The organism is Variovorax robiniae (genome assembly GCF_037889955.1).
Taxonomy (GTDB): domain Bacteria; phylum Pseudomonadota; class Gammaproteobacteria; order Burkholderiales; family Burkholderiaceae_C; genus Variovorax; species Variovorax robiniae.
Genome location: NZ_JBBKZS010000004.1, coordinates 393,702 through 415,373, shown reverse-complemented (window position 1 = coordinate 415,373; position 21,672 = coordinate 393,702). Strand labels below are relative to the sequence as shown.

The following is a 21,672-nucleotide window of genomic DNA, read 5'->3' as shown; positions in this document are numbered from 1 at the left end:
TCGCGCAAATAACCGGGGCCGACTCCTACACCCCCGCTGAAGCGCATTCACACAATGATTTCATCTTTAAAACGAAAGGTGGACATCATGAACACACGTCTCTGGATCGCAGCCGCAGCAGCATCTTCGGTGATGACCTTGGTGGGTTGTGCCGGTACGGGCCCCAACCAGCAGCTCGGCCTGGGCGTCGGCGCGGTCGGCGGTGCCTTGGCAGGCCAAGCCATTGGTGGCAACACCGCAGCGACGGTTGGGGGCGCAGCGATTGGTGGCCTGATCGGCAATGAAGTGGGCCGCAATGCGGACCAGCGCAATTACAACAACAACTACCGCAACAACTACTACCCCTACAACGGCCCCAGCAACTGAGCGCATTGATCGGATCGGAGCCGGCGCACAGAAGGCCGGACAGCAAAAAGGCGTGTCATCGACACGCCTTTCGCTTGGGTGAACGGAAGCGCTCAGGCGGTCGGTCGCGCGGATGCCATCGCCAGGAATGCCTGGGTCATCGCCAGCGCGCGAAACGCCCAGGGATGACGAGTCGTGTCGTCCTCCTCGCGCACCGAGGCAGGCAACCGGACCGCGGAGCCAATGCTTTCAAGAAGCGCGGCGTATTCGGAGGAGTCGGTGGGAGGGGCTTGCATGAAGTGCATGCTACGCGGCGACCACGCATTCGCAATTTGTCGCACGGCGTAGGAAATGACAATAACAGAACAAAGTCACAAATTGTTTCAGGATTGCAAGGCTCTGGTTTCCAGCCTATTTCTGCAACGCCGCCGCCGCGCGCGCACGCTCCGCGCGTCCGGCGCGCCAGGCGCCAAAGATCGCCATCACCCCGGGAATGAAGATCAGCGCCCAGATGATCTTGTCGAGGTGCTCGCGCACGAACGGCAGGTTGCCGAAAAAGTAGCCGGCGGTCGCAATCCCGAGCACCCAGATCAACGCCCCAACGACGTTGAACATCGTGAACTTGGCCCGATTCATGTCCGCCACGCCGGCCACAAAGGGCGCGAAGGTGCGGATGAACGGCATGAAGCGCGCCAGGATCACGGTCACGCCACCGTAGCGTTCATAGAACGCATGCGCCTGGTCGAAGGCCTTTTTGTTGAAGAAGCGGGAGTTCTCCCACTGGAAGACCTTCGGCCCGAAGAAGCGCCCGATCGCGAAGTTGGATTGGTCCCCCAGGATGGCCGCGGCAATCAGCACCACACAGGCCAGGCCAAAGTCCATGTGGCCGACGCCGCACAAGGCGCCGACGATGAAGAGCAGCGAATCACCCGGCAGGAAGGGCATCACCACGACGCCCGTCTCGACAAAGACGATCAGGAAAAGCAGCGCGTAGACCCAGGGGCCGTAAGCGATGACGAATGCTTCGAGGTGTTTGTCGACGTGAAGGATGAAGTCGACGAGAAAGCTGATGATGTCCATGGCGGGAGATTATCGAGGGGGCGTGGATGGCTGCCTTTAGGGCCGCTGGACAGTCTGGGCATCCACCACGGAATCCATGCCCGCGCGCGCCCCCGCCCCCCACCCGGCGACTCCTAGAATCACCCCGTGAACGCCCCCCTCCCCACCGCCTCCACCCGCCGCCCCATCCGCGAACTGCCGGACGAGCTGATCAGCCAGATCGCCGCTGGCGAAGTGGTGGAGCGGCCTGCCTCGGTGGTCCGCGAGCTGGTCGACAACGCGCTGGACGCCGGCGCACGTGAAATCACGGTGCGCCTGTCAGCCGGCGGCGTGCGGCTGATTTCGGTCGAGGACGACGGCGGAGGCATCCCGCGCGATGAACTCACCGTGGCCCTGCGTCGCCATGCCACCAGCAAGATTGCCAGCCTGAATGAGCTCGAGACGGTGGGCACGATGGGCTTCCGCGGCGAGGCACTGGCGGCGATCAACGCCATCGCCGACCTGTCGCTGCTCTCGCGCGCAGCCGGCGCCGAGCACGCGTGGGCGCTCGATGGCCGCACCGGCGAGTTGCGTCCGGTGGCGCGCGCCGTCGGCACCACGCTCGAAGTGCGCGAGCTGTTCTACGCCACGCCCGCGCGCCGCAAGTTCCTGAAGACGGATGCCACCGAACTCGCGCACTGCGTCGAGGCGGTGCGCCGGCACGCGTTGGCCCGTCCGGATGTCGGTTTCTCGATCTGGCACGAAGGCAAGCTGGTCGAGCAATGGCGCGCCGCCTCGGGCGCCGAACTCCAGTTGCAGCGCCTGGGCGATGTGCTGGGCGACGAATTCGTGGCGCAGAGCGTGGCGGTGGATCGGCCGGGCGGCGCCGTGCGCGTGGTCGGCCGGGCGGGCATCCCGGACGCCGCCCGGTCGCGCGCGGACCAGCAGTTCTTCTACGTCAATGGCCGCTTCGTCCGCGACAAGGTGCTGGCCCATGCGGTGCGCAGCGCCTATGAAGACGTGCTGCATGGCCAGCGCCAGCCGGTGTACGTGCTGTACCTGGAAATCGACCCGGCGCGCGTGGACGTGAACGTGCATCCGACCAAGATCGAAGTGCGCTTCCGCGATGGCCGCGAGGTGCACCAGGCGGTTCGGCATGCGATCGAGGATGCGCTCGCCGCACCGCGCGCGGGCGACGCGGTCAACGTGCCCGCTGCGCCATTTTTCAAACAGTCTGTGCCGGTCGAAACGCCACGATGGGCACAGCCGGCCATCCACTTCGCATCAGAGCGCGGCCTCGGCGATGCGGCTGCGATGTGGCCTACGCAGCGCTTCGACCGGCCCACCGCCCCGCCGGCGACGGATGCGTGGCCGACGCAAGCGCCCGCATTCCAGCCCGCCAGCCCCCTCCCCGCCACCTTCCAGCCCGCCGCGCCCCTGCCCAGCACGGGCGACGCCAACGCCGATGCATGGCCGCTGGGCCGCGCCATCGCCCAGCTCCAGGGCATCTACGTGCTGGCCGAGAACAGCCAGGGCCTGGTCATCGTCGACATGCATGCGGCCCATGAGCGCATCGTCTACGAGCGGCTCAAGACCCAACTCGAAGGTGCCGCCATCACCAGCCAGCCGCTGCTGATTCCCGCCACCTTCGCCGCGACGCCGCAGGAGGTGGCCACGGCCGAGGCCTGCGCCGCCGTGCTGGCGACGCTGGGCCTGGAGATCACGCCCTTCTCGCCGCGCACCCTGGCGGTGCGCGCGGTGCCGGGCACGCTGGCCGATGGCGACCCAGTCGAACTCGCCCGCAGCGTGCTCGCCGAACTGGGCCAGCACGACGCCAGCACGGTGGTGCAGCGCGCCCAGAACGAACTGTTGTCGACCATGGCCTGCCACGGCGCGGTGCGGGCCAACCGGCGCCTGACGCTGGACGAAATGAACGCCCTGCTGCGCCAGATGGAGGCCACCGAACGCTCCGACCAGTGCAACCATGGCCGGCCGACGTGGCGGCAACTGTCGCTGCGCGAACTGGATGCGCTTTTTCTGCGCGGCCGGTAACATTTAAGACACGTTGTCGTCCGTTTGACGGGCACGCGCGTTGCATGAGCTTGTCGCGGCCATTGCTGGCAGGCCGCCGGAACTTTCGCGCCAGCCAAGTCTCCCTTTGCGACACATGAAACGTTGGTCCTTCCTCGCTTCGGCCATTGCCTTGACTGCGCTTTTCGCGGGTGGTTGCTCCACGCTCGACGAGCGCCAGCGCGAATGGATCTTCCAGCCCAGTGACCGAAGCTGGGGCAATACGGCCGAGCAGACGGCCGGCATGGAGCAGGTCTGGATCGACTTCCGCTCCTCGCTCACCGGCGAGCCGGCTCGCCTGCATGGACTTTGGCTGGGCGCCAAGCCTGAGTCCGCCGACACGCCCGTGCTGCTGTACCTGCACGGCGCCCGCTACAACGTCAGCGGTTCGGCGCCCCGCATCCGGCGGATGAATGAACTGGGCTTCTCGGTGCTGGCCATCGACTACCGCGGCTTCGGCAAGAGCACCAAGGGCTTGCCCTCGGAAGACACCGCACGCGAGGATGCGCGGGCCGCCTGGACCTGGCTCGCGGCGCGCCATCCGCAACAGCGCCGCTACATCTTCGGGCACTCGCTGGGCGGCGCCATCGGCATCGACCTGGCGGCCAGTGTGAAGGACGAGAGCGGCGTCATTGTCGAAGGCACCTTCACCTCGATCTCCGACGTGGTCAGCAGCTTCAAGTGGGGCTGGCTGCCGTTCCAGCCGTTCATCACGCAGCCCTTCGACGCCGTTGCCAAGGTCAAGGACATCGGCGCGCCGCTGCTGGTGGTGCATGGGGCGCTCGACAACCTGATCCGGCCCGAACTTGGTCGCAAGCTCTACGACGCGGCGACGGGCCCCAAGAAGTTCGTGCTGGTGCAGAACGGTTCGCATCACAACACCAACACGGTGGGCGGGTCGGAATACCGGGAGGCGGTGGAGGAATTGTTCAGCGTGAAGGCGTCGGACCCTTCTGCTGTGCAGCAACAGGCCGAGTCGGTCCCGGCACTGCCACCGCGCGCCGCGGCCATGCGGCCGTACGACGGCGGCCGGCAGCTCTGAGCCTCGGCCCCCCGCGGCGGCAGCGGCTTTTCCGACCCGTCCGTTTGTTAACCTCGGGCGCATGCCCTCTTCCACCGCCGACATGGCCGCTTCCCCTTCGGCCCCCGCGGCGACGTGGGTCGGCATCGCCGGCCCCACGGCCTGCGGCAAGACGGCCGCCGCGCTGGCACTGGCGCGCGAACGCCCGGTCGAGATCGTCAGCGTCGATTCGGCGCTGGTCTATCGCAGCATGGACATCGGCACCGCGAAGCCCAGTGCCGCCGAACTCGCCGCCGTGCCGCATCACCTCATCGACATCCGCGACCCGAGCGAAAGCTACAACGCCGCTGCCTTCGTCGCCGACGCCACGCGGCTGATCGCGGAAATCCGCGCGCGCGGCCGCCTGCCGCTGCTCGTCGGCGGCACGATGCTGTACTTCAAGGCGCTGATCGATGGAATCGACGCGATGCCCGCCGCCGAACCCGAGGTGCGCGCGCGCCTCGATTCGGAAGGCGCCGCGCTGGGCTGGCCCGCGATGCACGCGAAGCTGGCCGAGGTGGATCCCGTCACCGCCGCTCGCCTCTCGCCGAACGACAGCCAACGGATCCAGCGCGCGCTGGAGGTGTGGCATGCGAGCGGGCAGCCGCTGTCGAGCTTTCATACGGCACGGAATGCGGAGCGTGCCGATGCGGCCGGGTCGCCTGCGGGCATCCTCTTTTCACTCGAACCGACGGACCGGGCCTGGCTGCACGAACGCATCGCGCGCCGCTTCGATGCGATGCTGGACGATGGTTTCCTCGACGAGGTGCGTGCGCTGCGGGCCCGTGGCGACCTGCGGCCCGACATGCCGTCGATGCGCTGCGTCGGGTATCGGCAGGCGTGGGAGTTCCTCGACGAGCAGGCGCGAGGCGCTTCGTATCACACCCGGTTGGCCGTCGAGTTCCGCGAGCGCGGCATCGCCGCCACCCGGCAGCTTGCCAAGCGGCAGATCACCTGGCTGCGCAGCATGCCGGGCCGTCGCATCGTGCCCGCCGAGGCGCCGGGCGCCGTCGCGCGATTGGTATGCGCCGCCCAAGGTATCGAATGAAGCTTGATCCTTGGCGGAGGCCGCGATGACCCTCCAGGTCGAGGATCTGGCCAAGCACTACGGCGATGCGATCGTGTTCGAGCATGTGTCGCTTGAAGTCGCGGCCGGCGAATTCGTTGCCATCGTCGGCGAATCGGGCGTGGGCAAGTCCACGCTGCTCAATTGCATGGCCGGGCTGGACAGTTGGGACGCGGGCAGCGTCCGGCACGACGGCATTGCGCTGGGCACGCTCGACGACGAGGCGCGTGCGCTCTGGCGTCGGCGGCATGTGGGCTTCGTTTTCCAGGCATTCCATGTGCTGCCGCATCTGGATGTGGCGCAGAACGTCGCCCTGCCTCTGATGCTGCTCGGCAACATCGATGCAGCTCGGGTGCAACAGATGTTGTCAGTCGTAGGCCTGGATGGCCTCGGCGGACGCTTGCCGCAGCAGCTTTCCGGCGGGCAATTGCAGCGCGTGGCCATTGCACGGGCGCTGGTTCATCGCCCCAGCCTGCTGCTGGCCGATGAACCGACCGGCAATCTCGACCCCACCACTGCCGCGCGCGTGATGGATGTGTTGGTGCGGCAAACACGGGAACACGGCGCTTCGCTGGTGCTGGTCACGCATTCGGAAGCGGCGGCGGCGCGTGCCGATCGGGTGCTGCATTTGCGTGCCGATGGCGTCGCTTCCTGACTGAATTTCCGACGTATTTCAAACCGTATTCCGGGCGGCTCCGTTGCGTTTTCGGGACCGAAAAAAGTACACAGCTGCGTACCATTCGGCCAAAAGTAATTCTTAGGGTTTACGTCCTTTTCAAATGTCAAGAAATATTTCTTGAGATCCGACAAACGGGTGATTTGAAACGCTTTGACACACTCATACTGGAGGCCCTTCAGCAGGAAAACACCCGTTATGCCCAGCTTGCGTGAGGAATATCGCCAAGTCACCGACGCCCTTGAAGCCGCGTATCTTGCAGACAAGAACGCCTATGAAGCGCTGCCGCGCCGCAGCAAGGACTTCTGGGCCCTGCAACCGCCGCAGTCATGGCCGACAGCCGAAGAATTCAGGCCCTGGTTCGAGGCCCGCCTGGCCTTGCTTGAGGCCGAGCAGCGCGTCATCCAGATGCTGCGCACGCGTTGCGAAATGGTCCGCCAGAAGCTGGGTCGCGCCGGCATCGAATTGCTTCTGCGCACCGCCAATTACCCGGCCTACATGGAACAGATCGTCGATACCGTGCCGGACGACTTGCACTTGGCCGAATTCATGCGCATGCCGCCATCGGGCGATGAGCCGGCCGCAGTGCGACCCATCCCTCAACCGCAAGCGCACTGAACCCGATTCAGCCCGGGCGCCGCATCCTGAAGCGCAATTCAGGCGATATCTCGAAATAGTCGGCCGGTCCTCCGCCCCGCAGGATCGGGCGCGCAGCGGCGGTGTCGTACACACCGTCCTTGATGAGCGAGCGGTCGATGTGCACCGCGACCACCTCGCCCAACGTCATCCAGGTTTCGATCGCAGCACCATCAGCGGACTGCAACTGGAAAGACTGCGTCATGCGGCATTCGAATGCCACCGGGCTCTCTCCCACGCGCGGCGGCGAGACAAGGCGAGATGGCACCTGCGTGAGGCCGGCCAGTTCGAACTCGTTGACTTCCGGCGGGACCATGGCGCAGCTTGCGTTCATCTGCTCGGCGAGCGGGCGTGTGGCCAGGTTCCAGACGAACTCGCGCGTCTCGCGGATGTTTCGCACCGTGTCCTTGTAGCCGATGCTGGCGAAGCCGACGATGGGCGGCGTGTAGTTGAAGCCGTTGAAGAAGCTGTAGGGTGCGAGGTTCACGCCGCCGTTGGCGCCGCGCGAGGAGATCCAGCCGATGGGGCGTGGGCCCACGATCGAATTGAAGGGGTCATGCGGGAGGCCTGTGCCGTTGCGCGGCTCGTAGAAATGCATGTCGGTCGGCTGGAGCATGTATCGAAGATATCGCATCGCGCTTTTTTCAGCCGCGCTGTCGAAACGCAGCGCGCCCGCGCGTCATGGAGGCGAGCCATACTGCTCATCAACCCCTTCTCCAAGGAGCCAGACCATGCAATACATGCTGATGTTCTACGTCACCCCCGATGATCTCGCCAAGTACGGCGACGAGCGTGCCGAAGCGCACAAGGCCAGCTGGATGGCCTATGTGGGGGCCGTCTACGGCTCCGGCACCGTGGTGAGCGGCGACGGCCTGCTGCCGCCCTCCACCGCCACCACGCTGCGCGTGCGGGGCGACAAGCGCCAGGTACAGGACGGTCCCTTTGCCGACACCAAGGAGCAACTCGGCGGCTACTTCGTGCTCGACGTGCCGCACGTCGACGCCGCGCTGGAATGGGCGGCTCGCGCGCCCTGCGCCTCGACCGGCGGCGTGGAAGTGCGCCCGGTGATGCCGCGCGACGCGATGTGAGCGCGGAGGCGGCACGCGATGCCGCCCAGCGCGCGGCGCGCGACTCCTACGGCCGGCTGCTGTCGATCCTGTCGGCGCGCACCCGCGATATCGCGCTGGCCGAGGACGCGCTTGCCGATGCCTTCGAAAGCGCCCTGGAAACCTGGCCGCGCACCGGCGTACCCGACAACCCCGCCGCATGGCTGGTGACGGCGGCGCGGCGCAACACGCTCGACGCATGGCGCCACGACCAGGTGCGCGAAGCCGCCGCGCAGACGCTGCACCTGCTGGCCGACGAATTCACCGAAAGCGAGGCAGCCGGCGCCGTGCCCGACGAGCGGCTGCGCCTGCTCTTTGTCTGCGCGCACCCGGCCATCGATGCGGTGGCGCGCACGCCGCTGATGCTGCAGACCGTGCTCGGCCTCGACGTGCAACGCATGGCCGGCGCCTTCCTCACCGCGCCGGCCACCCTGGGACAGCGGCTGACACGTGCCAAGTCACGCATCCGGCAAGCCGGCATTCCCTTCGAGTTCCCCGAGGCGCGCGACCTGCCGGATCGCCTGCTCGACGTGCTCGACGGCATCTATGCCGCCTACGGCACGGGTTGGGACGACATCGACGGCACCGACAGCACGCGCCGCCTCAGCAACGAGGCGATCGAACTTTGCGCCCTGCTCTGCCGCCTGATGCCCGCCGAGCCGGAGCCGTTGGGGCTGCTGGCGCTGATGCTCTTCTGCGAATCGCGCGCGTCAGCGCGACGGGACGGCGCCGGGGCCTACGTGCCGCTGGATGCGCAGGACACCGCGCAATGGAACCGGCCGATGATCGGCGAGGCCGAACACGCGCTGCGGCATGCGGCGAGCCTCGCGGCCCCGGGGCCCTATCAGCTCGAGGCCGCGATCCAGTCGGCGCACACGCAACGGCGGCTCGGTGCCGACGTGCCCGCGGCTGCGCTGGTGTCGCTCTACGATGGGCTGTTGGCGCTGCGGCCGAGCGTCGGCGCGCAAGTCAGCCGTTGCTGCGCGGTGGCGCGTGCCGAGGGGCCGCTTGCAGGACTTGCGGCGCTTGATCTGCTCGATGCTGAGGTGGTGGTGAACTACCAGCCATGGTGGGCAGCGCGCGCCCATCTGCTGGCGGAGGCTGGACGGACGACTGAGGCCCAAGCTGCGTATCAACGCGCGATCGGTCTCAGCGCACACCCTGCCGTGCGGGCCCATCTGGCGCGCGTCGCGTCGGGAGCAGGTTGACGGCGGGCCCGAGCCAGCGCGGACCGTCGCGCCCTCCAAGTGCCCGCAGCCTGGAGAAGCCGGCGACCAATGCGTCGGAATAGCTGGGGTGGGTGAACTCGGAGGTTTCGAACTCCGAATAGTTGGTGAACGTGCCCTGTTCGCCGGTGCCCTGGAGGATCACCCATGAATAGGTGCCGGGACTCATTTCACGCACGCTCAAGGCGAGGTCTTGCAAGGCCATGACGGGTCTCCCTGATTTGTTTTCGATGTCTGGGGCGCATTCTTGAGGCGGCGGGCGTTGCGGCCAAGGGCGCGCTTCACGATTCCGGGACTTTTCCCACACGCCACAATCGCGGCATGCGCGCCCTGCTCTCCACCTTCTCCTGGCAGGAACTGCGCCACCATCCGTGGCGCAACGCGGCGGCCGTGGTGGCGGTGATGCTGGGGGTGGCGCTGGCCTTTTCGGTGCAGCTCATCAATGCCTCGGCGCTGGATGAGTTTTCGAGTGCGGTGCGGTCGGTCAACGGGCAGCCTGACCTGGAGTTGCGTGCCTCGCAGGGCAGCTTCGAGGAGTCGCTGTTCGCGCGTGTCGTTGCCGATCCACGCGTGGCGCTGGCGAGTCCGGTGCTGGAGACACACACGGTCGCGCTGGTGCCGAGCCTGTCGGCGCCAGTGGCGATTCGCGTGATCGGCGTGGATGCGCTGGCGCTGCCTTCGATCGCGCCGGAGCTGGTTCCGAAGCCTGCGGACGGCGCGCAACGCCTCGCGCTGCTGGCACCGGGCGCGATCTTCCTGAACGCGGGTGCACGCGCGGCCTTGGGCGACGTGGCCTCCATCGAGTTGCGCACTGGGTCCGGCATGCGTCGCGTGGAGGTCTCGGGCAGCGTGGCGGCGGGAGGCAAGCCGCTGGCGGTGATGGACATCGGCGCGGCGCAGGACTTCTTCGGGCGTGGCGGGCAACTCACGCGCATCGACCTGCGCCTGGCGCCGGGTGTTGATCGGGCTGCGTTCACGCGGTCGCTGCAGCAGTCGGCCGGCTGGCCGGCGGCGGTGCAGATCGCGGAGCCCGGCGACGCGGCGCAGCGCGTGAGCAACCTGTCGCGGGCCTATCGCGTGAACCTCACGGTGCTGGCGCTGGTGGCGCTGTTCACCGGTGCGTTCCTGGTGTTCTCGGTGCTGGCGCTCAGCGTGGCCAAGCGGGCGCAGCAGTTCGCGCTGCTGGGTGTGCTCGGGCTGACACCGAAGCAGCGGCTTCGGCTGGTGCTGGTCGAATCGCTGGTGCTGGGCGTCGCGGGCAGCCTGGCGGGCATCGGGCTCGGCACGGCGCTGGCGGCCTTCGCGTTGCAGGTGCTGGGCGGGGACCTGGGCGGCGGCTACTTTGCCGGGGTGGCGCCGGCTCTGCAGTGGAGCACGGCGGCGGCACTGTCGTACGGCGCGCTGGGCGTGCTGGCCGCGATGGTGGGGGGCTGGCATCCGGCGCGGGCGGCGCAAGCGCTGCCGGAGGCGCAGACGCTGAAGGGACTGGGCTCCGCGCCGGCAGGGTCCGGGCGGCAATGGATCGCGGTCGTGCTGGTCGTCGGCGGCGCGTTGCTGGCCTTCGCGCCGGCCGTGTACGGCGTGCCCATCGCCGCCTACTTGTCGGTGGGCCTGTTGCTGGTCGGCGGCATCACCGGACTGCCGGGACTGATCGCGTTGATCTACGACCGGCTGGCGCCCGTGATGGCCAGGCGCCTGCTGCCGCTCCTGGCGGTGGAGCGCGCGCGGCGCATGCGTGGCACCGCGGCGGTGGCCGTCAGTGGCGTGGTCGCGAGCCTGAGCCTGGCAGTGGCGCTCACGGTGATGGTCGCGAGCTTTCGGGATTCGGTGACGCGCTGGCTGGACGTGGTGCTGCCGGCCGATCTTTATCTTCGCGCGGCCAATGTGGGCGGGTCGGGAAGTGCCAGCGACACGGGTGCGTTCGGGCCCGACCTGGTGAAGGACATCGCGCACGTCGAGGGCGTGACCCGCGTCAGCACGGTGCGCGCGCGGCAGGTTTCGCTGGCGGCCACGCAGCCGCCTGTGACGCTGCTCGCACGCACCTTCGCCGGCGATGCGACACAAGCCCTGCCGCTGGTGGGCGAGGCGGTCAAGGCGCCTGCGGGGAGTGTCGCGATCTACGTGAGCGAGGCGGTCGCGGATCTTTACGGCGCGCGGCCTGGGACCTCGTTCGCACCGCTGGCCAGGACCTTCGAGCGCGACGGCAAGCCGCCCGTCGACTTCTTCGTGGCGGGCGTGTGGCGCGACTATGTGCGGCAGTTCGGCTCCATCGTGCTGGATGCGCGGGACTTCGAACGGCTGACCTCTGACCGCAGCGTCAACGACGTCTCGTTGTGGCTCGCGCCGGGTACCGATGTATCACGCGTGCAGCAAGGCATTCGCACGCTTGCAGCGCAAAGGCAGCTCGCGGGCGATGCGCTGGAGTTCGCGTCGGTGGGCGAGTTGCGCGCGACCTCGTTGCGCATCTTCGACCGCAGCTTCGCGGTCACCTACTGGCTGCAGGCGGTGGCGATCGCGATCGGCCTGTTCGGCGTGGCCGCGAGTTTCAGCGCGCAGGTGCTGGCGCGGCGCAAGGAGTTCGGGCTGCTCGCGCACCTTGGGTTCACGCGGCGACAAGTGCTGGCCGTGGTCGCAGGTGAAGGCGCGGCCTGGACGGTGATCGGCGCATTCGCAGGCATCGCGCTGGGGCTGGCGGTGTCGGTGGTGCTGGTGAAGGTGGTGAACCCGCAGAGCTTCCACTGGACCATGGACATGCTGGTGCCCTGGAATCGCCTGATTGCGCTGTGCGCCGCGGTCATTGCGGCCGGCACGGTGACGGCGTGGCTGGCGGGCCGTGCGGCGGCCGGAAGTGATGCGGTGCTCGCGGTGAAGGAAGACTGGTAGGGCGGCCCTTGGAGCCCTCGACACTGCGGCCGCCAGCGATGAAACTCGCCGGATGCAGTGCCCACAGTGTCGCCATCCGAATTCGCAGGGGGCCAGGTTCTGCGAGGAATGCGGAACCGCGCTGGCGCGGCAATGCGTGAACTGCGGCCGTGAGCTTTCGGCGCAGGCCAGGTTCTGCAGCCAATGCGGAACGCCTGCGCAGATCACGGCACTAGCGCCCCCCGCGCAAGAGGCACCCCCTGCGCCCGCGCCCGTTGCGTCGCCGGCAGCGGTCGACGCGACGATGGCGGACCGCCGCCAGGCCGCGGTCCTGTTCGCCGACATCACCGGCTACACCGCACTGTGCGCCAGCAGCGACCCGGAGCAGATCCAGGAAATGCTCGGACGGTTCTTCGATGCCATGGACGGGGTGGTCGAATCCCACGGTGGTCGCGTGATCGACCGGGCTGGCGACGCCATCATGGCGGTGTTCGGCGCACCGGTGGCACATGGCAACGATGCCCAGCGCGCGCTGCATGCCGCGCTGGCGATGCACGGCGCGGCGGGCGCCCTTCCGGACAGCCACGGCGCGCCGCTGCGGCTTCACATCGGCATTGCCAAGGGCGAGGTGGTGGCCGCGGTGATCAGCGGCGGCGGCAAGGCCAAGTACTCGATCACCGGCGACGCGGTCAACCTCGCCGCCCGGCTCGACGCGCTGGCCCAGGCGGGCGAAACGCTGATCTCCGATGCGCTGTACCGCGAAGTCGCCGCCAGCGTCGAGGTGCAGTCGGCAGGCCACCAACCTGTGAAGGGCTTCGCCGCGCCGATGGAACTCTGGCGCGTGCTCGGCCTGCGCCAGGCGCGCGGCGAGCGCATGCCCTTTGTCGGGCGGCAAGCCGAGATGGGGCAGCTGGTGGGTGCGCTCGATGCCGTGCGCGAGACGGGCGGCGGCGCCACGGTGCTGCTGCGTGGCGATGCGGGCATCGGCAAATCCAGGCTGGTGGAGGAGTTCCAGGCGCGCGCGCGTGAACTGGGTTTCGACACGCCTTCGGGCCAAGTGCTGGACTTCGGCGTTGGCAAGGGGCAGGACGCCATCCCGACGCTGCTGAAGGCGCTGTTGCAGGTGGACGCGCGGGACGACGAGGGACAGCGCCGCGCAGCGGTACAGGCCGCCGCCGCGCGTGGGCTGGTGACGGACGACGACATGCTGTTCGTCAACGAGTGGCTGGACCTGCCGCAACCGAAGCCGCTGGAGGCCATCTTCGAGGCGATGGACAACGCCACCCGGCTGCGGCGCGCCAGCGAGGCGCTGTGTTCGCTCTTGCAGCGAGCCGCCGCGGTGCGTCCGCAACTGGTGCTGATCGAGGACATCCACTGGGCCTCGCCGGAACTGCTGCGGCAGGCGGCGGCGCTCACGCGTGCGGCCGCGCAGGCGCCGATGATCCTGCTGCTGACCTCGCGCGTGGAGGGCGATCCGATCGACAAGGCATGGCGGGCATCGATCCATGGCAGCGCCTTCATGACCATCGACCTTGCACCGTTGCGGCCGCAGGAGGCGCGGCTGCTGGCCGCGGGGCTGGTGGAGGCGTCGAGCCGTTTCGCGCTGATGTGCATCGAACGGGCGGAGGGCAACCCGCTGTTCCTCGAGCAATTGTTGCGAACCGCACGCGCTGGCGAGACACCGGGACTCGCGCCAGCGGTGCCGCCGACGATCCAGAGCCTGGTACTGGAGCGCATGGATCGCCTCACCCCGCCGGATCGCTCCGCCTTGCAGGCTGCCGCGGTGATCGGCAAGCGCTTCTCTCTCGCCAACCTGCGCGGCGTCGCCAACGCGCCGAATGCCAGTTGCGATGTGCTGGTGGCCGCCGACATCGTGCGGCCCGACGGCGCGGACTACCTGTTCTCCCACGCGCTGATCCAGGAGGCCGTCTACGCGTCGACCCTCAAGAGCCGGCGGCGCGACTTGCATCTGGCCGCCGCGCGCTGGTTCGGCGACGACGACCTGGTGCTGCAGGCCGAGCATCTCGACCGGGCCGAAGACACGGCGGCCGCGGCGACCTATCTGCGCGCAGCGACACAGGAAGCGGGCCGGTTGCGCTTCGAAGGCGCGCTGCGGCTGGCCGAACGCGGCGGCACCCTGGCGAGCGACCCGGCGCGGGGCAATGCCGCGGTCGGCTGCGAGCTGGCATTGCTGTGCGGTGAGATGTTGCGCGAGCTCGGACGCTCGAGCGAATCGATCGCCGCCTTCCAGCGTGCGCTCGAACTGGCCGGCGACGAGCTCCTGCGCTGCCGTGCCTCGATGGGCATCGCGGCGGGCTATCGCGTGACCGGTGACTTCGCGGCGGCGATGCAGGCTCTCGGCGAGGCCCAGCCGATCGCCGAACGGCTGGCTCTCACCGTCGAACGCTCGCGCATCCACCACACGCGGGGCAACCTCTATTTCGCCCAGGGCCGAATCGTCGAGTGCGACGCGCAGCATCAGCTTGCACTGCAGCTTGCGGAGCAATGCGGCGACCCGGAGAGCCAGGCACTGGCCTTGAGCGGACTCGGCGACGGGCGTTACGCGCAGGGTCTCATGGGCAGTGCGCTCGACTTCTTCAGGCGCTGCGTCGCGCTCTGCGCCAAGGAGCAGGTCCGCATCACCGGTCCCAACCGCTGCATGATCGGCCACTGCCTGTGGTACGCCAACGACCTGCATGCGGCGGTGGCCGAGGCCCGGTCGGCCTGCGAGGACGCGCAGCGCGTTGGCGTCGTGCCCGTGCAGGTCTTCGCGCAGGCCACGCTCACCCAGTTGCTCACCGAGGCGGGACGTTTCGACGAGGCCAGCGAGTCGGCCGAAAAGTCGCTCGTGCTCGCACGACTGGCCGGCTCCCGGCGCTACGAGGCGACCGTGCTGTCCTTCTCCGCCGAGCACAAGCTGCGGCGGGGCGACCGCGCCGAGGCGCGCAAGGACCTGGAGCAGGCGCTCGCGCTGGCCCATCAGACCGGCATCGGATTCATCGGCGCGGCGCTTGAAGGCGGGTTGGCGCGCGTGGCGGACTCCGCCGAGGAACGGGCCGCGCACCTGGCCTCAGGCGAAGCCATGCTGGAGGCCACGGGACTCGCCCACAACCACCTCTGGTTCTATCGTGCCGCCGCGGAAGCTTGCCTCGACGCGCGCGACTGGCAGCGCGCGCTGCACTATGCGGGCTTGCTGGAGCAGAGGTTCCAGGTCGAGCCCTTGCCCTGGGTCGCATTGATGGTCGAGCGGGCACGCGCCATCTCCGCGGCGGCGCAGACCGGGCTCGACGCTGCGGCCGTGGCGCGACTGCAGGCCGTTCGTGCGACAGCCGTTGCCGCCGGCAATGGCTGGATCCTGGCGGGGATCGACCAGGCGCTGGCTACGCGCGATTGATCCCGGACTGAAAGCGACGGGCACGCTTGCAAACCCTGGCCTGTCCCGCGACCAAGGGGAGGTCCGGCGGATCGTCGTCGTGCCCCCCATGGCACGCGGAATCGATCAGCCGCGGTCAGGCATGCGACGGATTCAGGGGCGTGCCGGTCTTGGCGTATCTCGCGTAGAGCGCGGCGCGGCGGGCTGGCCGCTGGTCGATGTTGACGCGCGACAAGTCGCCATTCACATGCGGCAGCGCAAGCAGCCGCGGGTCCATGACCCGGAACCACAGCGCGGGCACGTACGACAGCGGGAACATGCCGAAGTAGCCGCTCGGCAGTTGCGGAAGATCCTCGAAATGCCGCAGCGACTGGTACCGGCGCAGCGGATAGGCATGGTGGTCCGAGTGCCGTTGCAGGTGGAACAGCGCAAGGTTGGTGACCAGGTGGTTGGTGTTCCAGGAGTGATGGGGCTTGGGCGTTTCGTACTTGCCGTTGGGCAGCCGGTCGCGCAACAGGCCGTAGTGCTCGACGTAGTTGGCCGACGTGAGCTGCCACCACGCCACGACGTTGTGGACCGCGAGGAACGGAACCATGACCCATCCGAAGGCGAGGATCAGGCCGAGCTGCAACACCGCCGTCACCGCATAGCTCTGGAGCATCGTGTTGTGCACGCTCCAGACCGGTTTCTTCTCGAGCGCCAGCCGTTCGGACTCCAGTCGCCACGCGCGGCGGATGCCGCCCGGCAACTCCCGGCAGGCGAAGCGGTAGATGCTCTCCCCCATGCGGGAACTGGCATGGTCCTCGGGCGTCGACACCGAGCGGTGATGGCCGCGCCCATGTTCGACCGTGAAGTGTCCGTAGGCCGGCACCGCCAGAACCAGGCGCGCCAGCCACTGTTCGATCTTGGTGTTCTTGTGGCCCAGTTCATGCCCGGTGTTGATGCCCAGGCCAGAGTCGGTGCCCGCCACGTAGGCGAACATCAGGATCGCCCACCACGACAGCGAATGCGTTCCCACCCACCAGGCGCAACCGACCAGGGCGACGAAATGCAGGGGCACGGTCGCCCAGGTCAGCCACCGGTAGTAGCGCTCCTGTTCGAGCTGCGGCACGACGGCTTCAGGCGGATTGTTCTGGTCTTCTCCGATCAACGCATCCAGCAGCGGCATCAAGCCATAGCTGATCAGCAGGGGAAAGCCCAGGGCGATCTCATGGCCGGTGGCGGCGTGCAACGCCATGCCTGTGAACGGCAGCAGCGGGAATACCACGGACAGCAACCACCACCAGCGCTTCCTGTCGCGGTACTCGACGCGCTGGTCATCGGAATCGGCGGAAAGATAGAGCTTCGTCATGGCGCGAAACCGGTTTGCGGACTTCGGCATTGTTGGCCGAAAGCGCCGCAAGGGCAACCTCACGCCGGGCCATGCTGCCCCGATGCACATGCCGCCGTTGGCCTGGGCAGGGCATGAAGTGCGGTCATGAATCGGCGGCTCGGCAAGCGCGGCCTGAAGCCGCAGACGCGGGGCGGCTCAGGGCTGCGCCAAGACGACGGCATCGCTGACCTTGATCGCCTTCGGAATCAGCTTGAGCTGGAAGAAGGTGTCGGCGATCTTCAGCACGAGGATCGCTTCGGCCTGCGGTGCGGCCGGGTCGTTGCCGAAATAGACGAACTTGGCGCCGGCGGCCTGAGCGAAGATCGGCGGCGCTTCGCCGACATAGCCCACATCGACCGCGCCGACGTTCAAGCCTTCCAGCAACTGGGGCCCGGCCGGGAACTCCACCCACTTCACGCCGAAGCCCAGCGGTGCGAGCTTCTTCTCCAGCGTGCCCTGTGCCTTCTGCAGCACGAACAGGCTGGCGGACTTCTGGTAGCCGATGCGCAACTCGCCCTTGGCTTGCGCGTGGGCGGAAGTGATGGTCAGGAAGCTCGCGATCAGCGCGATGGCGCAAGCGACCAGCATGCCGAGCGCGAGGTTGCGCAACGCCTTCCATGTGAGGCCGCGTGGTGGGCTGAATTCGATGTCTTTGGAGATGACGGGATACATGAAAGGAAGTCCTTGGATCGACAAATAAAGGCGGGCGCGATTGTCGGAATTGCAGGCCGCAACAGGAACAACCGTTAAGTCAGTTGCATATAGCGAACTCAACCGTCGCGCCGACCTTCGGGCTCAGGCAGCCTCGGGAATGCCTGTCGGCTCGGCGGATTTCGAGCGAAGCGCGTCGACGCTCCAAGGCCCCGCACCGGCCGCAGCGATGTAGAGGAACACGAACGAGAACAGCAAGGCCGCCTCGCCCTGGTTCAAGAAGGGCGTCAGCACGAACCCCTTGGTCGCATGACCGATGAAGTAGGCGAAGGCCAGCAGGCCTGACACCCACAGATTGCGGGATCGATGCGACCGATTCTGCGGAGCGACCTCGTGCATGCCAAAGAACGATTGCGAGTGAGCAGATGCGCTTTGCGTTGATGCGAGGCGCACCTGGCGCACCTTCGCGCAGCCCATAAGCTCGGCACGATTTCGTCTTTGCAACGCCGCGCGGGATGGCATACAAGGGCTGGCTTTTCACCTTCTCCCCCTATGCCCTCCCACCGACAACTCAAGCTCGGCGCGTTCATGCGCCCGGTCAGCATCCACACCGGCGCCTGGCGCTACCCCGGCGCCTTTGCCGATGCCAATTTCAACTTCGCGCACCTCAAGCGCTTCGCGCAGACGCTGGAGCGCGCGAAGTTCGATGCCTTCTTCATGGCCGACCACCTCGCGGTGCTGAACATGCCGATCGAGGCATTGAAGCGCAGCCACACCGTGACCTCCTTCGAGCCCTTCACGCTGCTGTCGGCGCTGAGCCAGGCGACGGAGCACATCGGCCTGGTCGCCACAGCATCGACCACCTTCGACGAGCCCTTCCACATCGCGCGCCGCTTCGCCTCGCTCGACCACCTGAGCAACGGCCGTGCGGGCTGGAACGTGGTCACCACCTCCAACCCCGACGCGGCGCTCAACTTCGGCCTCGACGACCACATGGAGCACGACGAGCGCTATGCGCGAGCGCGCGAGTTCCACGATGTCGTGACCGGCCTTTGGGACAGCTGGGCCGACGATGCCTTCATCCGCGATGGGCAGAGCGGCCTCTACTTCGATCCGGACCGACTGCACGCGCTGAACCACAAGGGCCAATACCTGTCGGTGCGCGGCCCGCTGCACATCGCGCGGCCGGTGCAGGGTTGGCCGGTGATCGCGCAGGCCGGCGCGTCGGAGCCGGGCAGGCAACTCGCGGCCGAGACGGCCGAACTGATCTTTGCTGCGCATGGGACGCTGGCCGAGGGCCGCAGCTTCTATGCCGACGTCAAGGGCCGCCTCGCCGCATTGGGCCGCGAGCGCGACCATGTGAAGATCCTGCCGGCAGCCTTCGTCGTGGTGGGCGACACGGTCGAGGAAGCGCGGGCCATCCGCGCGAAGCTCGACAGCCTGGTGCACTACGAGAGCGCCATCGCATCGCTGTCGGTCTGGCTCGGTGTCGATGCGTCGAAGTTCGATCCCGACAAGCCCCTGCCGCCGGTGCCGGAGACCAATGCGAGCAAGAGCAGCCAGCAGCGCGTCCTTGCGCTGGCCGAGCGCGAAGGCTTCACCGTGCGACAGCTTGCGCAGCGCCTGGGCGGCTACGGCGGGCTGGCCTTCGTCGGTACTGCGCAGACCATCGCCGACGAGATGCAGGCGTGGCTCGAATCCGAAGGCTCGGACGGCTTCATGATCATGTTCCCATGGCTGCCGGGCGGGCTTGATGCCTTCGTCGACAAGGTCGTGCCCGAGTTGCAGCGGCGTGGCATCTTCCGGCGCGAATACGAAGGAAGGACCTTGCGCGAAAACCTCGGCTTGCCGCGGCCCGCGAACCGCTTCTTTCCGGCTTGAGCACAAAAAAACGGGTCCCTGCGGACCCGTGAACGTCGTTTCCGGAACGACGAGGAGACAACCCCACCTACAACGATCAGCAAGCCAACTTGCAATGGGCTGACGGTAGCCGCGTTCGGCACCGGCGCCAACGACGCTTGTCGCATATCCAAATTCGATGTTTGCCTGTCGGTGGATCACAATTCCCCGATGACGCGCCCACCCCACTCCACAGGCTGGCAGACCGAAGCGATCCGCCGCATCGAGGCCGATTACCAGCGCAGCGCCGACACGCACCTCATCCCCTTGCCGCTGCCCGGCCTCGCCGCTGCCGGCATCGACCTGTACCTGAAGGACGAGTCGACCCATCCCACCGGCAGCCTCAAGCACCGGCTTGCGCGCTCGCTGTTTCTCTACGCCCTCTGCAACGGCTGGCTGCGCGAAGGCACCACCGTCGTCGAGGCGTCGAGCGGCTCGACGGCCGTGAGCGAGGCCTACTTCGCGCGGCTGCTGGGCCTGCCCTTCGTGGCGGTGATGCCGCGCAGCACCTCGCCCGAGAAGATTGCGCAGATCGGCTTCTACGGAGGCCGGTGCCATTTCGTCGAACGCGCAGCTGAGGTCTACGACGAGGCGCGCGCGCTGGCAGAGCGCAGCGGCGGTCACTACATGGACCAGTTCACCTATGCCGAGCGCGCCACCGACTGGCGCGGCAACAACAACATCGCGCAGAGCATGTTCGAGCAGATGACGCATGAGCGGCATCCGGTGCCGGCCTGGATCGTCGTCGGCGCGGGCACGGGCGGCACCAGCGCAACCATCGGGCGCTTCGTGCGCTATCGCTGCCACGACACGAAGGTCTGCGTGGCCGACCCCGAGGGCTCGGTGTTCGGCGCCTACCACCGCACGGGCGATGCAACGCTGACTGCAGCGGGCTCGCGCATCGAAGGCATCGGACGCCCGCGCGTGGAGCCCAGCTTCATTCGCACACTGGTGGACCGGATGGTCGAGGTGACCAATGCGGATTCGGTGGCCGCGATGCGTGCGCTCTCGACGCTCATCGGCCGCAAGGTCGGGCCGTCGACCGGCACCAACCTGGTGGCCATGCTCGCGATCGCGCAGGAGATGCGCGAGGCCGGCCGGCAGGGATCGATCCTGTCGCTGCTCTGCGATGCCGGCGAACGCTATCTTCCCAGCTACCACGATGCCGATTGGGTGCGCGAAGCGTTCGGTGACGTCGGCGCGGCCGAGCGGCGCATCGAGGCCTTGCTGCAATGACCCTGCGCCTGTCGCGCCGCCACCTGCTGCTAGCTTCACTGCTGCCGCTGCCGGCCTGGGCTTTGCCGCCGCGCACCCTGCAGTTTCCGCGCGACTTCGGCAGCCATCCCGAGCTGCGCACCGAGTGGTGGTACATCACCGGCCAGGCAACGGCAGGTCAACGCATGTTCGGCTACCAGGTGACCTTCTTTCGATCCCGCGTGGACGAGACGCAAGCCATGCAATCGGCCTTCGCGGCCAAGCAGTTGGTCTTTGCGCATGCCGCCATCACGGATCTGGCCGGCGGCAAGCTGCTGCACGACCAGCGCATCGCGCGGGCCGGCATGGGCGTGGCCGAGGCGAGCGAAAGCAATACCCGCGTGCACCTGCGCGACTGGTGGCTCGAGCGCAAGGCCGATGTCTACAGTGCCCGCATTCCGGCCAATGGCTTCTCGCTGGACCTGCGCTTTGCGACGACGCAACCGGTGCTGCTGCAAGGCACCGCGGGCCTGTCGCGCAAGGGGCCGGAGGAGGTCCAGGCCAGCTACTACTACAGCGAGCCGCAGCTCGCGACGAGCGGCCGCATCACCTTGCATGGCCAGCCCTTCGACGTCCAGGGCAAGGCCTGGCTGGACCATGAATGGAGCGAGGCCTACATGCATCCCGATGTGGCGGGCTGGGACTGGATCGGCATGAACCTGGCAGACGGCAGCGCCCTGATGGCCTTCAGCATGCGCCTCAAGAAAGGCGGCGTGCTCTGGGCCGGCGGTTCGTTCCGAACGGCCGGTGGTTCGTCGAGGTCATTCGCGCCGGGCGAGGTCGCATTCGAGCCTCTGCGCACCTGGAAAAGCGCCTCCAGCCAGGCGAGCTACCCGGTCGAATGGAAGGTGCGCACGCCCGCGGGCAACTTCATCGTCAAGGCCCTGCTGGACGACCAGGAACTCGACAGCAGAGGCTCGACCGGTGCGATCTATTGGGAAGGCCTCAGCGATCTGCTCGACGAAGAGGGCAAGCCCGTGGGACGTGGGTACCTGGAGATGACAGGCTACGCGGCGGCGCTGCGGCTCTGATGCAACG

The 21,672-nt window shown here is 67.7% G+C and carries 19 protein-coding genes and 2 pseudogenes; 14 read left to right on the top strand and 7 right to left on the bottom strand.

Annotated features, from left to right (window positions below):
- Positions 1-87: 87 nt before the first annotated feature.
- The gene (locus tag WKW79_RS12935) at positions 88-366 is read left to right on the top strand and encodes a glycine zipper domain-containing protein (protein WP_340335551.1); all 279 of its coding nucleotides are present in this window, start codon (positions 88-90) and stop codon (positions 364-366) included.
- Positions 367-458: 92 nt separating this feature from the next.
- Here WKW79_RS12935 and WKW79_RS12930 read toward each other — a convergent pair whose 3' ends face one another.
- A complete protein-coding gene (locus WKW79_RS12930) occupies positions 459-641 on the bottom strand; it encodes a hypothetical protein (protein WP_340335550.1) in 183 nt (60 codons plus the stop codon).
- Positions 642-756: 115 nt separating this feature from the next.
- On the bottom strand, positions 757-1,425 hold the full coding sequence (locus WKW79_RS12925) for a DedA family protein (protein ID WP_340335549.1): 669 nt from the start codon (positions 1,423-1,425) through the stop codon (positions 757-759).
- Between the two features lie 126 nt (positions 1,426-1,551).
- On the opposite strand from WKW79_RS12925, the gene mutL reads away from it, so the two are divergent.
- The 5 genes from mutL (at position 1,552) to WKW79_RS12900 (ending at position 6,873) form a co-directional block, all read left to right on the top strand.
- Positions 1,552-3,435, top strand: a complete 1,884-nt coding sequence (mutL, locus tag WKW79_RS12920; RefSeq protein ID WP_340335548.1) for a DNA mismatch repair endonuclease MutL — start codon at positions 1,552-1,554, stop codon at positions 3,433-3,435.
- Positions 3,436-3,550: 115 nt separating this feature from the next.
- Positions 3,551-4,495 carry an alpha/beta hydrolase gene (locus WKW79_RS12915; RefSeq protein ID WP_340335547.1) on the top strand — a complete coding sequence of 315 codons (945 nt, stop codon included), beginning with the start codon at positions 3,551-3,553 and terminating at the stop codon, positions 4,493-4,495.
- A 61-nt stretch (positions 4,496-4,556) separates the two neighbouring features.
- Positions 4,557-5,561, top strand: coding sequence for a tRNA (adenosine(37)-N6)-dimethylallyltransferase MiaA (gene miaA / locus WKW79_RS12910; RefSeq protein ID WP_340335546.1), 1,005 nt, complete (start codon positions 4,557-4,559; stop codon positions 5,559-5,561).
- 25 nt (positions 5,562-5,586) lie between these two features.
- Positions 5,587-6,234 (top strand): ABC transporter ATP-binding protein, encoded by a 648-nt coding sequence (locus tag WKW79_RS12905; RefSeq protein WP_340335545.1) that lies wholly within the window; start codon positions 5,587-5,589, stop codon positions 6,232-6,234.
- 219 nt (positions 6,235-6,453) lie between these two features.
- Entirely contained in the window at positions 6,454-6,873 is a 420-nt protein-coding gene (locus WKW79_RS12900; RefSeq protein WP_340335544.1) for a hypothetical protein, read from the top strand.
- A 7-nt stretch (positions 6,874-6,880) separates the two neighbouring features.
- Here the strand turns inward: WKW79_RS12900 and WKW79_RS12895 are convergent, their stop codons facing one another.
- Positions 6,881-7,525, bottom strand: a complete 645-nt coding sequence (locus tag WKW79_RS12895; RefSeq protein WP_340335543.1) for a flavin reductase family protein — start codon at positions 7,523-7,525, stop codon at positions 6,881-6,883.
- A 97-nt stretch (positions 7,526-7,622) separates the two neighbouring features.
- On the opposite strand from WKW79_RS12895, the gene WKW79_RS12890 reads away from it, so the two are divergent.
- The gene (locus tag WKW79_RS12890; RefSeq protein ID WP_340335542.1) at positions 7,623-7,979 is read left to right on the top strand and encodes a YciI family protein; all 357 of its coding nucleotides are present in this window, start codon (positions 7,623-7,625) and stop codon (positions 7,977-7,979) included.
- Complete coding sequence (locus tag WKW79_RS12885) at positions 7,904-9,205, top strand: RNA polymerase sigma factor (RefSeq protein ID WP_422823884.1); 1,302 nt, start codon at positions 7,904-7,906, stop codon at positions 9,203-9,205. Before WKW79_RS12890 ends, WKW79_RS12885 begins: the two co-directional genes overlap by 76 nt.
- Here WKW79_RS12885 and WKW79_RS12880 read toward each other — a convergent pair.
- On the bottom strand, positions 9,147-9,428 hold the full coding sequence (locus WKW79_RS12880; RefSeq protein WP_340335541.1) for a hypothetical protein: 282 nt from the start codon (positions 9,426-9,428) through the stop codon (positions 9,147-9,149). The two genes, WKW79_RS12885 and WKW79_RS12880, sit on opposite strands and share 59 nt — an antisense overlap.
- A 116-nt stretch (positions 9,429-9,544) precedes the next feature.
- Between WKW79_RS12880 and WKW79_RS12875 the strand changes: the two genes are divergently transcribed.
- From WKW79_RS12875 to WKW79_RS12870, 3 genes and pseudogenes are all read left to right on the top strand, one after another.
- The gene (locus WKW79_RS12875; RefSeq protein WP_340335540.1) at positions 9,545-12,106 is read left to right on the top strand and encodes an FtsX-like permease family protein; all 2,562 of its coding nucleotides are present in this window, start codon (positions 9,545-9,547) and stop codon (positions 12,104-12,106) included.
- 52 nt (positions 12,107-12,158) lie between these two features.
- Positions 12,159-12,284 (top strand): annotated as a pseudogene (locus WKW79_RS37030) (double zinc ribbon domain-containing protein); the annotation flags it as partial.
- A 105-nt stretch (positions 12,285-12,389) separates the two neighbouring features.
- The gene (locus WKW79_RS12870) at positions 12,390-15,479 is read left to right on the top strand and encodes an adenylate/guanylate cyclase domain-containing protein (RefSeq protein ID WP_340335539.1); all 3,090 of its coding nucleotides are present in this window, start codon (positions 12,390-12,392) and stop codon (positions 15,477-15,479) included.
- A 115-nt stretch (positions 15,480-15,594) separates the two neighbouring features.
- Here the strand turns inward: WKW79_RS12870 and WKW79_RS12865 are convergent, their stop codons facing one another.
- The 3 genes and pseudogenes from WKW79_RS12865 to WKW79_RS12855 all read right to left on the bottom strand — a co-directional run bounded on the left by WKW79_RS12865 (position 15,595) and on the right by WKW79_RS12855 (position 18,003).
- Positions 15,595-16,809 (bottom strand): alkane 1-monooxygenase, encoded by a 1,215-nt coding sequence (locus WKW79_RS12865; protein ID WP_340335538.1) that lies wholly within the window; start codon positions 16,807-16,809, stop codon positions 15,595-15,597.
- 261 nt (positions 16,810-17,070) lie between these two features.
- Positions 17,071-17,418: pseudogene (locus tag WKW79_RS12860) on the bottom strand (sulfonate ABC transporter substrate-binding protein); the annotation flags it as partial.
- A gap of 207 nt (positions 17,419-17,625) precedes the next feature.
- A complete protein-coding gene (locus WKW79_RS12855; protein WP_340335537.1) occupies positions 17,626-18,003 on the bottom strand; it encodes a DoxX family protein in 378 nt (125 codons plus the stop codon).
- A gap of 30 nt (positions 18,004-18,033) precedes the next feature.
- Here WKW79_RS12855 and WKW79_RS12850 point away from each other — a divergent pair, with 30 nt between their 5' ends.
- The 3 genes from WKW79_RS12850 to WKW79_RS12840 all read left to right on the top strand — a co-directional run bounded on the left by WKW79_RS12850 (position 18,034) and on the right by WKW79_RS12840 (position 21,665).
- The gene (locus WKW79_RS12850; RefSeq protein ID WP_340335536.1) at positions 18,034-19,362 is read left to right on the top strand and encodes an LLM class flavin-dependent oxidoreductase; all 1,329 of its coding nucleotides are present in this window, start codon (positions 18,034-18,036) and stop codon (positions 19,360-19,362) included.
- A gap of 189 nt (positions 19,363-19,551) precedes the next feature.
- Entirely contained in the window at positions 19,552-20,616 is a 1,065-nt protein-coding gene (locus tag WKW79_RS12845; protein ID WP_340335535.1) for a PLP-dependent cysteine synthase family protein, read from the top strand.
- Positions 20,613-21,665, top strand: coding sequence for a lipocalin-like domain-containing protein (locus WKW79_RS12840; RefSeq protein WP_340335534.1), 1,053 nt, complete (start codon positions 20,613-20,615; stop codon positions 21,663-21,665). Before WKW79_RS12845 ends, WKW79_RS12840 begins: the two co-directional genes overlap by 4 nt.
- Positions 21,666-21,672: the final 7 nt, after the last annotated feature.

Coding starts and splice junctions, on each gene's coding strand:
- WKW79_RS12935 (WP_340335551.1), top strand. CDS start 88: ATGAACACACGTCTCTGGATCGCAGCCGCAGCAGCATCTTCGGTGATG.
- miaA (WP_340335546.1), top strand. CDS start 4,557: ATGCCCTCTTCCACCGCCGACATGGCCGCTTCCCCTTCGGCCCCCGCG.
- WKW79_RS12915 (WP_340335547.1), top strand. CDS start 3,551: ATGAAACGTTGGTCCTTCCTCGCTTCGGCCATTGCCTTGACTGCGCTT.
- WKW79_RS12855 (WP_340335537.1), bottom strand. CDS start 18,003: ATGCCATCCCGCGCGGCGTTGCAAAGACGAAATCGTGCCGAGCTTATG.
- WKW79_RS12875 (WP_340335540.1), top strand. CDS start 9,545: ATGCGCGCCCTGCTCTCCACCTTCTCCTGGCAGGAACTGCGCCACCAT.
- WKW79_RS12850 (WP_340335536.1), top strand. CDS start 18,034: ATGCCCTCCCACCGACAACTCAAGCTCGGCGCGTTCATGCGCCCGGTC.
- WKW79_RS12840 (WP_340335534.1), top strand. CDS start 20,613: ATGACCCTGCGCCTGTCGCGCCGCCACCTGCTGCTAGCTTCACTGCTG.
- WKW79_RS12895 (WP_340335543.1), bottom strand. CDS start 7,525: ATGCGATATCTTCGATACATGCTCCAGCCGACCGACATGCATTTCTAC.
- WKW79_RS12865 (WP_340335538.1), bottom strand. CDS start 16,809: ATGACGAAGCTCTATCTTTCCGCCGATTCCGATGACCAGCGCGTCGAG.
- WKW79_RS12845 (WP_340335535.1), top strand. CDS start 19,552: ATGACGCGCCCACCCCACTCCACAGGCTGGCAGACCGAAGCGATCCGC.
- WKW79_RS12900 (WP_340335544.1), top strand. CDS start 6,454: ATGCCCAGCTTGCGTGAGGAATATCGCCAAGTCACCGACGCCCTTGAA.
- WKW79_RS12890 (WP_340335542.1), top strand. CDS start 7,623: ATGCAATACATGCTGATGTTCTACGTCACCCCCGATGATCTCGCCAAG.
- WKW79_RS12925 (WP_340335549.1), bottom strand. CDS start 1,425: ATGGACATCATCAGCTTTCTCGTCGACTTCATCCTTCACGTCGACAAA.
- WKW79_RS12885 (WP_422823884.1), top strand. CDS start 7,904: ATGGGCGGCTCGCGCGCCCTGCGCCTCGACCGGCGGCGTGGAAGTGCG.
- WKW79_RS12930 (WP_340335550.1), bottom strand. CDS start 641: ATGCAAGCCCCTCCCACCGACTCCTCCGAATACGCCGCGCTTCTTGAA.
- WKW79_RS12880 (WP_340335541.1), bottom strand. CDS start 9,428: ATGGCCTTGCAAGACCTCGCCTTGAGCGTGCGTGAAATGAGTCCCGGC.
- WKW79_RS12905 (WP_340335545.1), top strand. CDS start 5,587: ATGACCCTCCAGGTCGAGGATCTGGCCAAGCACTACGGCGATGCGATC.
- WKW79_RS12870 (WP_340335539.1), top strand. CDS start 12,390: ATGGCGGACCGCCGCCAGGCCGCGGTCCTGTTCGCCGACATCACCGGC.